At 65.5% G+C, this 13,520-nt stretch carries 12 protein-coding genes; 6 read left to right on the top strand and 6 right to left on the bottom strand.

Annotated features, from left to right (window positions below):
- Nucleotides 1–277: 277 nt before the first annotated feature.
- The 3 genes from msrQ to IQ782_RS12990 all read right to left on the bottom strand — a co-directional run bounded on the left by msrQ (nt 278) and on the right by IQ782_RS12990 (nt 3,380).
- Nucleotides 278–898 carry a protein-methionine-sulfoxide reductase heme-binding subunit MsrQ gene (gene msrQ, locus IQ782_RS13000; protein ID WP_194135068.1) on the bottom strand — a complete coding sequence of 207 codons (621 nt, stop codon included), beginning with the start codon at nt 896–898 and terminating at the stop codon, nt 278–280.
- 15 nt (nt 899–913) lie between these two features.
- Entirely contained in the window at nt 914–1,816 is a 903-nt protein-coding gene (gene msrP / locus IQ782_RS12995; protein ID WP_194135067.1) for a protein-methionine-sulfoxide reductase catalytic subunit MsrP, read from the bottom strand.
- 82 nt (nt 1,817–1,898) lie between these two features.
- Nucleotides 1,899–3,380, bottom strand: a complete 1,482-nt coding sequence (locus IQ782_RS12990) for an FMN-binding glutamate synthase family protein (protein ID WP_240989261.1) — start codon at nt 3,378–3,380, stop codon at nt 1,899–1,901.
- A 303-nt stretch (nt 3,381–3,683) separates the two neighbouring features.
- Here IQ782_RS12990 and IQ782_RS12985 point away from each other — a divergent pair, with 303 nt between their 5' ends.
- Nucleotides 3,684–4,166: a fasciclin domain-containing protein gene (locus tag IQ782_RS12985; protein WP_194135065.1), complete on the top strand. Its 483-nt coding sequence runs from the start codon at nt 3,684–3,686 to the stop codon at nt 4,164–4,166.
- Between the two features lie 168 nt (nt 4,167–4,334).
- Here IQ782_RS12985 and clpB read toward each other — a convergent pair whose 3' ends face one another.
- Nucleotides 4,335–6,950, bottom strand: coding sequence for an ATP-dependent chaperone ClpB (clpB, locus tag IQ782_RS12980; protein WP_194135064.1), 2,616 nt, complete (start codon nt 6,948–6,950; stop codon nt 4,335–4,337).
- Between the two features lie 269 nt (nt 6,951–7,219).
- On the opposite strand from clpB, the gene IQ782_RS12975 reads away from it, so the two are divergent.
- Complete coding sequence (locus tag IQ782_RS12975; protein WP_194135063.1) at nt 7,220–7,531, top strand: hypothetical protein; 312 nt, start codon at nt 7,220–7,222, stop codon at nt 7,529–7,531.
- 25 nt (nt 7,532–7,556) lie between these two features.
- On the opposite strand, the gene IQ782_RS12970 is transcribed toward IQ782_RS12975, so the two are convergent.
- A complete protein-coding gene (locus IQ782_RS12970) occupies nt 7,557–8,156 on the bottom strand; it encodes an MlaC/ttg2D family ABC transporter substrate-binding protein (RefSeq protein WP_194135062.1) in 600 nt (199 codons plus the stop codon).
- Complete coding sequence (locus IQ782_RS12965) at nt 8,156–8,818, bottom strand: MlaA family lipoprotein (protein ID WP_338092587.1); 663 nt, start codon at nt 8,816–8,818, stop codon at nt 8,156–8,158. The genes IQ782_RS12970 and IQ782_RS12965 overlap by 1 nt, the downstream gene beginning before the upstream one ends.
- A gap of 283 nt (nt 8,819–9,101) precedes the next feature.
- On the opposite strand from IQ782_RS12965, the gene IQ782_RS12960 reads away from it, so the two are divergent.
- From IQ782_RS12960 to IQ782_RS12945, 4 genes are all read left to right on the top strand, one after another.
- On the top strand, nt 9,102–10,832 hold the full coding sequence (locus IQ782_RS12960; protein WP_194135061.1) for a type I secretion system permease/ATPase: 1,731 nt from the start codon (nt 9,102–9,104) through the stop codon (nt 10,830–10,832).
- Entirely contained in the window at nt 10,832–12,139 is a 1,308-nt protein-coding gene (locus tag IQ782_RS12955) for an HlyD family type I secretion periplasmic adaptor subunit (protein ID WP_194135060.1), read from the top strand. The genes IQ782_RS12960 and IQ782_RS12955 overlap by 1 nt, the downstream gene beginning before the upstream one ends.
- Nucleotides 12,140–12,245: 106 nt before the next feature.
- A complete protein-coding gene (locus IQ782_RS12950) occupies nt 12,246–12,707 on the top strand; it encodes a RidA family protein (protein ID WP_194135059.1) in 462 nt (153 codons plus the stop codon).
- Nucleotides 12,704–13,462: a glycerophosphodiester phosphodiesterase family protein gene (locus IQ782_RS12945; RefSeq protein ID WP_194135080.1), complete on the top strand. Its 759-nt coding sequence runs from the start codon at nt 12,704–12,706 to the stop codon at nt 13,460–13,462. The genes IQ782_RS12950 and IQ782_RS12945 overlap by 4 nt, the downstream gene beginning before the upstream one ends.
- Nucleotides 13,463–13,520: the final 58 nt, after the last annotated feature.

Here is a 13,520-nt window from a genome sequence, read left to right as displayed (position 1 = left end):
CGAAGGTTTTTTGAAAAAACTTACAATAGCGCCTGAAAACAACGCCTTACACCGGAGATTTTTTGCGCGTCCCCGCATCGGAACGCGCCTTCCCCAGGGTCCGCGAAAGACCGCGAAACCCGCGCGGATCCAGATATTGCGCCGCTCACAGGGTTATCCACAAGCCTGTGCAAATCCGATCCAAACCGGAGCCGACTCGACCCCGCCAAGCGCCGCGAGTCGCCCCTGCCGGGGCGGGAGGCGATGCCCCCCGCGCCGCTTTTCAGTCCGCAGTCCCCTACCCGCGCGCACCTCCGGGGGTTCGCAGGCGCCCCAGTCTCCGAGTCTTCACCCGCAGCGCCAGCAGAAGCACGGCTGCGCCGAGATAGAGCAGCGGCTCGATCTGGAAACCCTTGCGCAGCAGCACGAAGTGCAATGCGCCGAGCACCACGGCCGGATAGGTCAGCAGGTGCAGTTTGCGCCAGCGCTTGCCGAGCCTGCGAACCGACAGGTTGTTCGAGGTGAGGGCCAGCGGGATCATCAGCGCGAAAGCCACCATGCCCACGGTGATATAGGGACGCTTCACGATGTCGGCCCAGATCTGCGCCGGGATCTGCACGTCGAGCACGAGCCAGACGAGAAGATGCAGCACCACATAGAAGAAGCACACCAGCGCCAGCGCCCGGCGGAAGCGCAGCAGGTTCACCCCGGCGAAGCGGCGCAGCGGGGTGATCGCGAGGACGACGAGCAGGATTTGCAGCGCGAGCTCGCCCAGCTTGTGCTCGAGCGCCCGGATCGGCTCGACGCCGAGCCCGCCGGTGAAGCCGAGGTAGAGGAACCAGGCGACCGGCACCGGCGCGACCAGGTAGATGAGCCAGGGCGGGATGCGCCGGCTGGCGCTGTTGATCCAGTCAACCATGTCTTGCTCCGTGGCTCAGAAGTTCTTCGACAGGTCCATGGCGTCATAGAGGGCGGCAACCTCCTCGCCATAGCCGTTGAACAGGAGCGTCGGCTGGCGCTTGGCGAAGAAGCCGCCGCCGATCGGGCGCTCGGTGGCCTGCGACCAGCGCGGATGGTCCACCTCGGGGTTCACGTTCGAGTAGAAGCCGTACTCGCGCGGATTGGCCTTGTTCCACGAGGTCGGCGGCTCCTTGTCGGTCAGCGTGACCCGGACGATCGACTTGATCGACTTGAAGCCGTATTTCCACGGCACCACCAGCCGCAGCGGCGCACCGTTCTGATTGGGGATGTCCTTGCCGTAGATGCCGGTGGCCAGCAGGGTCAGCGGGTTCATCGCCTCATCGAGCCGCAGCCCCTCGACATAGGGCCAGTCAAGCACCGGGTAGGCGACGCCACGCATCTCGGCGGGACGGTAGAGCGTTTCGAAAGCGACATACTTCGCCCCGGACTGCACGCCGGCAAGCTCCAGCAGGTCCGAAAGCTCGAAGCCGTTCCAGGGAACGACCATCGACCAGGCCTCGACACATCGGAAGCGGTAGATGCGCTCCTCGATGGTCATCTTCGACAGGATGTCCTCTAGCGCGTAGTCGCCCGGACGCTCGACCATGCCGTCGATCTTCACCGTCCAGGGCTTGGTGGTGAGAGCACCGGCATAGGACTTGGGGTCCTCCTTGTCGGTGCCGAACTCGTAGTAGTTGTTGTAGCTGGTGATCTCTTCCCAGCTGTTGGGCTCGAGCCCCTCGGCGGCATGGCCGCGCCCGGCAAGACCGGCCAGCGCGACCCCGGCCGCGCCGCCGATCAACTGCCGGCGGTTCAGCCAGCTGGCCTCGTCGGTGACGTGATGGTCCTTGAGATCGCCTTTCCAGCGGAATGCCATGGGATATCCTCCTGCAAGCCTGTCCCGTAACGGGTTCGGGACAGACTAGCGGAGAACCGCCGATCGGCAAAACCAAGCGTTCTCACGTTGCGGTGTCCCCTCTGTAACTTGGGCGCAGCTTGGAGAAGGGGATAGAGCTGCCATCGGCCTGCACGATGCGCACGTGGCGGCGGCGCATCTGCCGCGGTTCGGACACGCCGACCGAGTGGGCGATGGTCTCGACCTCCTTGATCACCGCCTTGGCGTAATTGGCGACCTTCTTGTACTTGTCCTCGACCACAAGCCCCTTCTGCAGGCGCGGGTCGTGCGTGGTGATGCCGGTCGGGCAGGTGTTGCGGTTGCACTTCAGCGCCTGGATGCACCCCATCGAGAACATGAAGCCGCGCGCCGAGGTGACGAAGTCGGCGCCGAGGCAGATCGCCCAGGCCACGTCGGCGGGGTTCACCAGCTTGCCCGCGGCGACGATGCGGATGCGCTCCTTCAGCCCGTAGCGGTCGCGCAGGTCGACGATGCGCGGCAGCGCCTCGCGGATCGGCATGCCGACGAGGTCGATCAGCGGCATGGGTGCGGCACCGGTGCCGCCCTCGCCGCCGTCGATGGTGATGAAGTCGGGCGCGCTTTCGCTGCCGCGCTCGGCGATAAGCTGGAACATGCGCTCCCAGTCATCCGACGAGCCGATCACCGTCTTGAAGCCGACCGGACGGCCCGAGACCTCGCGGATATGCACGATCATGTCGAGCAGGTCCTCGAAATTGTCGATCTCGCGGTGGCGGTTCGGGGAAATGCCGGGCTGGCCGACCTTGAGCCCACGGATCGCCGCGATTTCCTCGTTGACCTTCTCGCCGGGCAGGATGCCGCCCTTGCCGGGCTTGGCGCCTTGCGCCAGCTTCAGCTCAAACATTTTCACCTGCGGCCGTGCGCCCATGGCCGCCAGCTTGGCGTCATCAATGTTGCCGTGCGCGTCACGGATCCCGAACTTGGCGGTGCCGATCTGGTAGACGAGATCGCAGGCGCCGAGCTCGTGGAAGGGCGCGAGCCCGCCCTCGCCGGTGTTCAGCCAGATGCCCGCCTCGGCGGCACCACGGCTGAGCGCCTCGACCGCCGGGCGCGAGATCGCGCCGTAGCTCATCCCCGAGATGTTGAAGATCGAGCGCGCCACGTAGGGGATCTTGGCATTCGGCCCGATCACCATCGGTTCCGTTACCGAGAACTGGTCGTCGAGCGGAGGGAAGACCGCATTCACGAAGATCGGCGTGCCGGGGATGTTGAGATTGCGGGTCGAGCCGAAGGCGACGGTGTTATCCTTGCCCTTGGTGGCATGGTAGACCCAGTCGCGCTGCGCGCGGTTGAAGGGCATCTCCTCGCGGTCCATGGCGAAGAAATACTGCCGGAAAAACTCGCCGAGCTTGGTGAACCAGCCACGGAAGCGGCCGATCACCGGATAGTTGCGGCGGATCGCGTCGCCGGTCTGCGTGGTGTCGATCAGGTACAAGAGGACCACTGCCAGCACTGCAAAGCCGATGGCCACCAGGAAGACCAGTGCCAGGATCTGCAGGAGATACATTGCCGCGCCCATATTTCCCTCGAAATTCTTTGTCAGGCTTCGGTTGTCGAAGCGGGTTCGGGGGCATGGTTACTACGCCCCGCCGCGACAGCAAGGCGGGAATGCCCTTATTTTGTGCTGATGGAAAAGTGTTAGCGCAATATCCTGAAAGTGCCCGCTCCGGCAGGAGGATTGCCGCCAAATACGGCGGCGCACCGACCCGCTTGCGGGCATCGGAAATGATCGATCGCAGGGCCGAGAGTGATCCATGCGACGACCCGCAGCGTATCCCCGGTACATTCACGCCAACCGGAGGAGTTGCCGATGATCCGCATGACATCCCTGACCCTGACCGCCGCGCTGCTGGCCGCAGCGCCCGCCATTGCCGACACACACATGGGCAAGACCATCGTGCAAACCGCACAGGACGCCGGGAGCTTTTCCACCCTGCTCGCGGCGGCCGAGGCCGCGGGACTGGTCGGGACCCTGAGCGGCGAGGGGCCGTTCACCGTCTTCGCGCCCACGGACGAGGCCTTTGCCGCGCTTCCCGAGGGCACGGTCGACACGCTGCTGATGCCCGAGAACAAGGACCAGCTGACCGCGCTGCTGACCTACCACGTGGTGCCGGGCAAGGTCATGTCCACCGACCTGACCAACGGCATGATGGCAGAGACGGTGCAGGGCGGCAGCCTCGAGATCATGACCGAGGGCGGGGTGACCGTCGGCGGGGTCAACGTGACCCAGCCCGATATCGAAGCCTCCAACGGTGTGATCCACGTGATCGACGGGGTGCTGATGCCGCAGTAACCCTCCTTGCGGTGCCGGCACCTCTTCATCCCCAGCCGGCGCCCGCGGCGTCAGCGAGGGGGCGCGGCAGCCAGCGCCGCGCCCCCTCTCTTATGGGTATCCCCTTCTCCCCTACCACGAAAAAGGCCCGCCGAACCGGCGGGCCTTTGAACCACTCATGACCGTGTCTCAGTGAGCCACGGCGTCGTCCGGGCGCGGCCGGTTGCTGGCCCCGATCCGGTCGCCGATGATCAGCCCGTCGGCCCCGGCACTCACCGGCACCGTGTCGCCGTCGTGGATGTCACCGCCGAGGATCATCTCGGCCAGCGGGTCCTGCAGCGCGCGCTGGATCACCCGCTTGAGCGGACGCGCCCCGAAGACCGGATCGTAGCCTTCCTCGGCAAGCCACTTCTTGCCATCCGCGTCGAGCGTGAGCGTGACCTTGCGGTTCGCCAGACGCTTGAGCAGCCGGGCGAGCTGGATCTCGACGATCCCGTCCATGTCGTCGCGCTTGAGCCGATCGAAGATGATCGTCTCGTCGAGTCGGTTGAGGAACTCGGGGCGGAAGTGCGCCCGAACCGCATCCATCACGTCGCGCTTGGCAGCCGCGCTGTCGGCCCCCTCGGGAAGCTGGCTGAGCGCCTGCGAGCCGAGGTTCGATGTCAGCACGATCAGCGTCTGCTTGAAGTCCACGGTCCGGCCCTGACCATCGGTCAGCACGCCGTCGTCGAGCACCTGCAAGAGCACGTTGAACACGTCCGGGTGCGCCTTCTCGACCTCGTCGAACAGCACCACCTGGTAGGGGCGCCGCCGCACGGCCTCGGTCAGCACGCCGCCCTCGTCATAGCCGACATAGCCCGGAGGCGCGCCGATCAGACGGGCGACGGAGTGCTTCTCCATGAACTCCGACATGTCGATGCGCACCATCGCGTTGTCGTCGTCGAAGAGGAACTCGGCCACGGCCTTCGTGAGCTCGGTCTTGCCGACCCCGGTCGGACCAAGGAACAGGAACGAGCCCAGCGGACGGTTCTCGTCATTGAGCCCGGCCCGTGCCCGGCGCACCGCGTTCGCCACGGCACGCACCGCCTGGTTCTGGCCGATGACCCGCTTGTGCAGCCCATCTTCCATCCGCAGCAGCTTCTCGCGCTCGCCCTCGAGCATCTTGCTCGTGGGGATGCCGGTCCAGCGTTCGACCACCTCGGCGATCTGCTCGGGACGCACGGCCTCTTCGACCATCACGTCACCCTCGCCGCTCTCGGCCTGCTCGAGCTGTTTCTCGAGCTCGGGGATCTTGCCGTACTGAAGCTCGCCGGCCTTGGCGAAGTTGCCTTCGCGCTTGGCGATCTCCAGGTCGGCGCGCAGCCGGTCGAGCTGTTCCTTGACGTCCCGCGCCGAGGCCAGCTTGTCGCGCTCGGCCTGCCACTTGGCGGTCATCTCGGCCGAGCGCTCTTCCTGTTCGGCCAGTTCCTTCTCGAGCTTCTCGAGACGATCCTTGGACGCAGCATCATCCTCGAGCTTCAGCGCCTCGACCTCGATCTGCATCTGCAGGATGTTGCGGTCGATCTGGTCGAGTTCCTCGGGCTTGCTGTCCACTTCCATGCGCAGGCGGCTGGCGGCCTCGTCCATGAGGTCGATCGCCTTGTCCGGCAGGAAGCGGTCGGTGATGTAGCGGTGCGAGAGCGTCGCCGCGGCCACGAGGGCAGAGTCCGAGATCCGCACGCCGTGGTGCAGCTCGTACTTTTCCTTGATGCCGCGCAGGATCGAGATCGTGTCCTCGACCGTCGGCTCCTGCACCATCACCGGCTGGAAACGCCGGGCCAGCGCCGCGTCCTTCTCGACGTGCTTGCGGTACTCGTCGAGCGTGGTCGCGCCGACGCAGTGCAATTCGCCGCGCGCCAGTGCCGGTTTCAGCAGGTTCGAGGCGTCCATCGCCCCGTCCGCCTTGCCCGCGCCGACAAGCGTGTGCATCTCGTCGATGAAAAGGATGATCTCGCCCGCGGCGCTCTCAACCTCCTTCAGAATGGACTTCAGCCGCTCCTCGAATTCGCCGCGGTACTTCGCCCCGGCAATGAGCGCGCCCATGTCGAGCGCCATCAGCCGCTTGTTGCGCAGGCTTTCAGGCACGTCGCCATTGACGATGCGCAGCGCAAGACCTTCGGCAATCGCGGTTTTACCCACGCCGGGCTCACCGATCAGCACCGGGTTGTTCTTGGTGCGGCGCGAGAGCACCTGCATCGAGCGGCGGATCTCGTCGTCACGACCGATGATCGGGTCAATCTTGCCCTGCTCGGCGGCCTCGGTCAGATCGCGCGCGTACTTCTTGAGAGCGTCGTAGCCCTCTTCGGCATTGGCGCTGTCGGCGGTACGGCCCTTGCGGATGTCGTTGATCGCCTCGTTCAGTTTCTGCGGGGTGATCGCCCCGGCCTCCAGCGCCTCCTTGGCGCCGCTGCGCTCGATGGCGAGGGCCATGAGCATGCGCTCGACGGGAACAAAGCTGTCGCCCGCCTTCTTCGCGATTTTCTCGGCCTCGTCGAGCACCCGCCCGGTGGCCGCATCGAGATACACCTGACCGGCGTCGCCCGAGACCTTCGGCTGCTTGGCAAGTTTCTGATCGAGGGTTTCCACCACCCGCTGCGGCGCTCCGCCAGCGCGGGTGATCAGGTTGCTGGCCAGACCCTGGTCATCGTCCATCAGGGCCTTCAGCAGATGCTCGGGAACCAGCCGCTGATGGCCTTCCCGCATGGCGATCGTCTGCGCGGCCTGAATGAACCCGCGCGCGCGTTCCGTGAACTTCTCCAAGTTCATGCTGTCTCTCCTTCCACAAGCGCCCGTCTGGATATGCCCCGCCTGCCAGGCAGCACGGGGACGGTCACGGGCCTCTGAGAAGAGATGGGCGCAGGCACCGAACGGTTCAAGAACATCGTGGCGGAAAAATTGCCGCAGTTCCTCAGGTGTTCAGGCGCGTCTTCAGGCACTTGGCACACGGCCTGTCACGCTAGATTAATCTCTCTGCCGCATCCTCACCGGAAAGCCCCCTGGCCCAAGTGGCGCCCAGCAGCAGAAGGATGCAAGCCATGCATGTCGAACGCGTGGAATTCGACGGATTTCGGCCGATGGATCAGTGCGGCGAAGCGGCAGGGGATGTCGCCCTCGACGGACCGGCACCGGGCACGGTTTCGCTGATCGCCCGCGACGGGCAGATCCGCATCTCTTTCGCCACTTCGCCAAAGCTGCCGCGCCGTGCCCTGATCGATGCGATCAGACAGTTGCTGCGAATGTCCGAATACCGCGGTGGAGCCCAGCGGCTGACCTTCGCCCGCACATTATCCCTGCGCGGGCTTGAGCGTCGCCCCAGTCCTCATCGCCCGTCCGAAGCCGACCGCTGAACGCTGGAGGTTGCGCGCGGCAGCCTCAGCCCGCCCGCTGAAGATCAGCGATCATCGCATCGATGTCGCCGCGTCTTCGGTCGAGCATCGCGCCGATCTCGGTGCGCTCGGTCAGCAGCATGTTCACGCCCTCGACGTACATATTGTAGAAGCGCCCGGACTTTTCGCCGACGAAGAAGGTCACCTCGAAGGGCGACTGCCCGCGCAGCTTCGCAACGGTTGCCACCTGATAGGCGTTCTTCACCTTCTGCGTCCCCGCCACGCTGATCTCACTGCCGATGAACTGACGGAACTGCTTGCCGTACTTTCGCGCCGCATAGCCCTGGAAGGCCGCCGTGAAAGCCTTTTTCTGCGCCCCCGTGGCGCGTCGCCCATCCGCCCCCATGACATAGGCCGCGATATAGGGCATGTCGCCGTAGCGGACGAAGATGCGCTCGAACTCGGCAATCATCGCGGGTTCCGCCACGCCCGAGGCGATCACGGCGTTGACGTCATCGACCAATCCCTGGACCAACCGCTCGGCCTGCGCCGCGCTGGCCGCCAGTGCCATCCCCGGCAAGGCGCCCAGCGCCGACGCCGAGAGCGCGCCCGCAAGAAATCCGCGCCGGTTTGTGAAATAGGTCATCAGAACCCCTCCGTGTCCAAACCCTCGGGGTCGATGAACCCCGATCCCTCAATGCTGTCGTCGCCAAGCTCGTGCCGACGTTTTTCAAGCCAGATCACCCTCGCCTGTGCGTAGCTGTCGGCGCTTTCCAGCATCACCGCATCCAGCGCGTCGCCATACTCGCTGCGCTTGATCGCCAACTCCCCGAGCCGCGCTCCGTAGCGGACGTAGCGCTGCGGCGATGGCAGCACATAGGCAAAGGGATCGGTGAAGAAATCGACGACGATCCCAGTGGCCTCGCGCTCTGTCGAAGGTCCAAGCACTGGAAGCTCCATGTAGCCGCCCTCGGGAAATCCCCAGACATAGAGAGTCTCGCCAAAATTGCTGCGGTCCTCCGGCAGCCCCATCGGACCTGCCACATCGATCAGGCCGGCCAGGCCGAGCGTCGCGTTGACCGAGAAGCGCAGAGTGTTGCGCGAGGCGCGGAGAAGCCGCCCCTGCAGCAACTGATTCACCACCGTCTGCGGCAGAGCGACCGTGTCCGAGAAGTTTACCACGCCATTTTTCACCGGAATCGGCAAAGATTCGATGAATCCGGACTCGCCTCCCCCGGATAGGCGGGAATAAATCCTCTTGTTGAAGGCATGTACGCGACGGTTGGCGGGTTCTTGCGGATCGAACACACCATCGCGTGTTTCTCCCGGTCCGGGAGTCGCGCATGAGGCGACCATCGTGATAAGAACGAGGCCCGAAAAAGACCGAAAAAGGGCGCCGCAACCGCTCGGGCGGGGAATTCGCATTAGGAAAAATCCGATCTTGCTGTACAAGATCTACCTAATTGCAAAGCCGCCCTGGCCCAAGTGTTCACGTGCCTCGCGCCGGCCCACTGTCAGAAGTGTGACATGAAAATTCTTCAAGTCTGCCTTGCAGACGAGATCTTCACAATTGGAGAGCGAAATAGCGCTCATGCAGAACAGACTTAAAACCGCAGGGGCAGACGAACTCGCAGCTGTCCGGAAACAAAGCCGACCCTACTACTGGTTCGTCGGCGTATTCAGTGTTTTCGTCAACGTGTTGATGCTCACCGGGCCGCTCTACATGCTCCAGGTCTACGACCGGGTGCTCGGCTCGCGCTCCGAGGCGACCCTGCTTGCGCTGACCGCGCTGGTCGTCTTCCTCTATGGCATGATGGGCGTGCTCGACTACGCCCGTGGCAGGGTCATGGCCCGAGTCGCCGCCCGTTTCCAGGCCGCCCTCGACATGCGCGTCTTCGACGCGGTCATCCGCCGTTCGGCAGTCAAGATGGATGAGCTCGCCGCCACCGGCCTCAAGGACCTCGAAGCCGTGCAGCGGTTCATCGGCTCGCCGGTGCTCATGGCGCTCTTCGATCTGCCCTTCACGCCTTTCTTCATCGCCGGCATCTTCGTCTTCCATGCCTGGCTCGGCTATCTCGCCATCGCGGGCGGGTTGATCCTCGTGGTCATCACGCTGCTCAACCAGGCCCTCAGCCGCGCCCCGACGCTGAAATCCAACCGGGCCGTGCTGGTCGCCGAGCAGACGTCGGAGCAGATCCGCCTCGACGCGGAGACCGTGCAGGCGATGGGCATGCGCCGCGCCGCCTTCTCGCGCTGGGACAAGTCCCGCTCCGAAGCTCTGAGCGGCCAGATCACCACCAACGATCTCGTCGGCACCTTCACCACGATGACCAAGAGCTTCCGCATGCTGCTGCAATCGGCAATGCTGGGCCTTGGTGCCTACCTGGTGCTGAAGAACGAACTGACTGCCGGCGCGATGATCGCGGGTTCCATCTTGATGGGCCGCGCGCTTGCCCCGATCGAGCTGGCAATCGGCCAGTGGCCGATGGTCACCCGTGCCCGCAAGGGCTGGGAGAACCTGTCGGAACTGCTGGGCGAGATGCCCCCCGAGCCGACCCGCACCGCGCTGCCGAAGCCGCGCGCCCTGCTCGAGGTGCAGCAACTCACCGTGGTTCCGCCGGGTGAACAACAGGCCTCGCTGCGGCTTGTGTCCTTCGACCTTCAGCCCGGTCACGCGATCGGCGTGATCGGCTCTTCGGGGGCGGGAAAGTCGACGCTGGCCCGTGCGATCACCGGGGTGTGGCGTCCCGCCGGCGGGCGCATCCGCCTCGATGGCGCGACGCTCGACCAGTATGACGAGGACCTGGGCAAGCACATCGGCTACCTGCCGCAACGCGTCAGCCTGTTCGACGGCACCATCGCCGAGAATATCGCCCGGCTTGCCGCCCAGCCCGACCCCGAGAAGATCGTCGAGGCGGCCAAGAAAGCCGACGCGCACGAGATGATCCTCAAGCTGCCCAAGGGCTATGACACACGCGTCACCGCCACCGGCGGGCGTCTCTCGGGCGGCCAGATGCAGCGCATCGGCCTCGCCCGCGCCATGTATGGCGATCCGGTCATCCTTGTGCTCGACGAACCCAACTCCAACCTCGACAACGAGGGCAGCGAGGCGGTGAACGCCGCGATCCGCAGGCTGAAGGAGGAGGGCAAGTCGGTGATCATCATGGCCCACCGTCCCGCCGCAATCCGCGAATGCGACATGCTGCTGATGCTCGAGCATGGCGCCCGCGTCGCCTTCGGTCCCAAGGACGAGGTGCTGCGCTCGCAGGTCAAGAACCACGAACAGATCACCCGGCATGCCGGGCCCGGAGGTGTCCGCTGATGTCGCAAGAGACCGACAAGCGCTTCCCGCTGAAAAACCCGCTCACCCTGGGCCTCGGCGCCCTGCTCCTGCTGGTCGGGGGCTTCGGCACCTGGGCGGCAACCACCAATATCTCGGGGGCCATCGTTGCCGGCGGCCAAATTCAGGTCGAGCGCAACCGGCAGGTCGTGCAGCACCCGGATGGCGGCGTCGTGCAGGAAATCCTCGTCGACGAAGGCGACACCGTCAAAGAGGGTCAGACGCTGGTCAAGCTCGACCCGACGCTGTTGCAGTCCGAGTTGAACATCGTCGAAGGCCAGTATTTCGAACTGGTCGCCCGCCGTGCCCGACTTCAGGCCGAGCGCGACAACGCCGACGAGCTGACCTTCGACGAGACGCTGAGCAAGGTCGCGGAATACGATGACGAGGTCGAGGACCTGATCGAGGGCCAGCGCAACCTGTTCTTCGCCCGGCTCGATTCGCTGCACCAGGAAAGCGATCAGCTGGCCAAGCGCCGCGACCAGATCGTCAACCAGGTCGAGGGCATCGAAGCCCAGCAGACGGCGTTGAAAAGTCAGTTGGCGCTGATCGAAAAGGAACTCGGTGACCAGAAGTCGCTGCTCGACCGCGGCCTTGCTCAGGCAAGCCGCGTGCTTGCCCTCCAGCGCGAAGAGGCCCGGCTCTCGGGCGAGGTCGGCGACCTGACCGCGCAGAAGGCTGAGGCCGAAGGGCGTACCACCGAGATCGACATCGAGATCCTGAAACTCGCCACCAGCCGCCGCGAGGAGGCGATCACTCAGCTGCGCGACATGCAGTACCGAGAACGCGAGCTGGCAGAGCAGCGCTCGGCGCTGCTCGAAAAGCTCAAGCGGATGGAAATCACCGCCCCGGTCAGCGGCATCGTCTACGGTCTGACCGTCTTTGCGCCGCGCTCGGTGATCCGGGCTGCCGACCCGGTGCTCTACCTCATTCCTCAGGATCGGCCGCTGGTGATCACCGCGCAGATCCCGACGATCCACATCGACCAAGTGCATGTCGGCCAGGAGGTGACGCTGCGCTTCTCCGCCCTCGACCAGCGCCGCACGCCGGAAACCTTCGGCACCGTGACGCAGGTTTCGGCGGACGCCTTCACCGACGAGAATACCTCGGCCAGCTTCTACCGCGCCGAGATCATGCTCGACGAGGGCCAGATCGAGCGCCTCCCCGAAGGCTCGACCCTGGTGCCCGGCATGCCGGTCGAGGCGTTCCTGCGCACTGCGGACCGCACGCCGATCGCCTATCTGGTGAAGCCCTTCACCGACTACTTCTCGAAGGCATTCCGCGAGTAGCCCTCGGGCCGAACTTTTGAGTCGGGGCCGCATCCAACTTGGGCGCGGCCCCTTTTCTTTGCCCGCGCCCCCGTCTAGCGTCCGCCCATACCAGAAGGAGGCCCCCATGACCGACATCACCGCCCGCCTTGAAGAGCTTGGCCTGACGCTGCCCGACGCTCCTGCCCCCGCCGCCAACTACGTGCCCTACGTCCAGAGCGGCAAAATGCTCTACGTCTCGGGCCAGATCAGCATGGACGAAAGCGGGCTGATCACCGGCAAACTCGGCGATACGCTGGATGTCGAGGCCGGGGCCAAGGCCGCCAAACGTTGCGCACTCGCCCTCATCGCACAGGCCAAGGCGGCCTGCGGCGGCGACCTGGCGAAGCTGAAGCGCGTGGTCAAGCTGGTCGGCTTCGTCAATTCCGCCCCCGAGTTCACCGAGCAGCCCAAGGTGATCAACGGTGCCTCGGACCTGATGGTCGCGGTCTTTGGCGATGCTGGCAAGCACGCCCGCTCCGCGGTGTCGGCCGCCGCCCTGCCGATGGGCGTGGCGGTCGAGATCGAAGCGATCTTCGAGCTCGCCTGATGACCACGCTGCCCGCCGCCTTCCTCGATCGGCCCATCGCGCACCGGGCCCTGCACGACCTCGCGGCGGGCCGCCCCGAGAATTCCCGCGCCGCGATCGCCGCCGCCATCGAGGCGGGCTACGGCATCGAGATTGACCTGCAGCTCTCGTCCGATGGCGTTCCCATGGTCTTCCACGACGAGCGACTGGAGCGGCTGACCGATGCGCGCGGCCTGCTTGGCGCGCGCGATGCAGCCGAGCTCTCGGCGCTGCGCCTCAAGGGCGGCGACGAAGGTATCCCGACGCTGGCCGAAGTGCTCGCCCTGGTTGCCGGCCGCGTGCCGCTGCTGATCGAGATCAAGGATCAGGACGGTGCGCTCGGTGCGGATGTCGGCCCGCTCGAAAAATCCGTGGCAGAGGTGCTCCAGGGCTACGCCGGGCCGGTGGCGGTCATGTCCTTCAACCCGCACTCCGTGGCCCGCATGGCGCGGCTCGCGCCGCGCGTGCCACGCGGGCTGACCACCGAGGCATTCGCGGCAGAGGACTGGCCCGGCGTGCCCGGCTCGCGCCTCGAGGAGCTGCGGGCCATCCCCGACTATGCGCGCAGCGGAGCCTGTTTCATCTCGCACAGCTGGCGCGACCTCGCCACGGCGCGCGTCGCCGAGCTGAAGGCCGAGGGCGCCGCGATCCTGTGCTGGACCATCCGCACGCCCGAGCAGGAGGCAGAGGCCCGCGCGGTGGCCCACAACGTGACCTTCGAGCACTATCTCGCGTGAGCGTGTCTTGATCCCGGCCGCGCCGGGGTCAGATAGTGCGCAGATGATGCCCAGCGCC

Source organism: Salipiger mangrovisoli (assembly GCF_015223355.1).
Taxonomy (GTDB): domain Bacteria; phylum Pseudomonadota; class Alphaproteobacteria; order Rhodobacterales; family Rhodobacteraceae; genus Salipiger; species Salipiger mangrovisoli.
This window is presented reverse-complemented; position numbering and strand designations above follow the sequence as displayed.

Coding starts and splice junctions, on each gene's coding strand:
- msrQ (WP_194135068.1), bottom strand. CDS start 898: ATGGTTGACTGGATCAACAGCGCCAGCCGGCGCATCCCGCCCTGGCTC.
- msrP (WP_194135067.1), bottom strand. CDS start 1,816: ATGGCATTCCGCTGGAAAGGCGATCTCAAGGACCATCACGTCACCGAC.
- IQ782_RS12990 (WP_240989261.1), bottom strand. CDS start 3,380: ATGTATCTCCTGCAGATCCTGGCACTGGTCTTCCTGGTGGCCATCGGC.
- IQ782_RS12985 (WP_194135065.1), top strand. CDS start 3,684: ATGATCCGCATGACATCCCTGACCCTGACCGCCGCGCTGCTGGCCGCA.
- clpB (WP_194135064.1), bottom strand. CDS start 6,950: ATGAACTTGGAGAAGTTCACGGAACGCGCGCGCGGGTTCATTCAGGCC.
- IQ782_RS12975 (WP_194135063.1), top strand. CDS start 7,220: ATGCATGTCGAACGCGTGGAATTCGACGGATTTCGGCCGATGGATCAG.
- IQ782_RS12970 (WP_194135062.1), bottom strand. CDS start 8,156: ATGACCTATTTCACAAACCGGCGCGGATTTCTTGCGGGCGCGCTCTCG.
- IQ782_RS12960 (WP_194135061.1), top strand. CDS start 9,102: ATGCAGAACAGACTTAAAACCGCAGGGGCAGACGAACTCGCAGCTGTC.
- IQ782_RS12955 (WP_194135060.1), top strand. CDS start 10,832: ATGTCGCAAGAGACCGACAAGCGCTTCCCGCTGAAAAACCCGCTCACC.
- IQ782_RS12950 (WP_194135059.1), top strand. CDS start 12,246: ATGACCGACATCACCGCCCGCCTTGAAGAGCTTGGCCTGACGCTGCCC.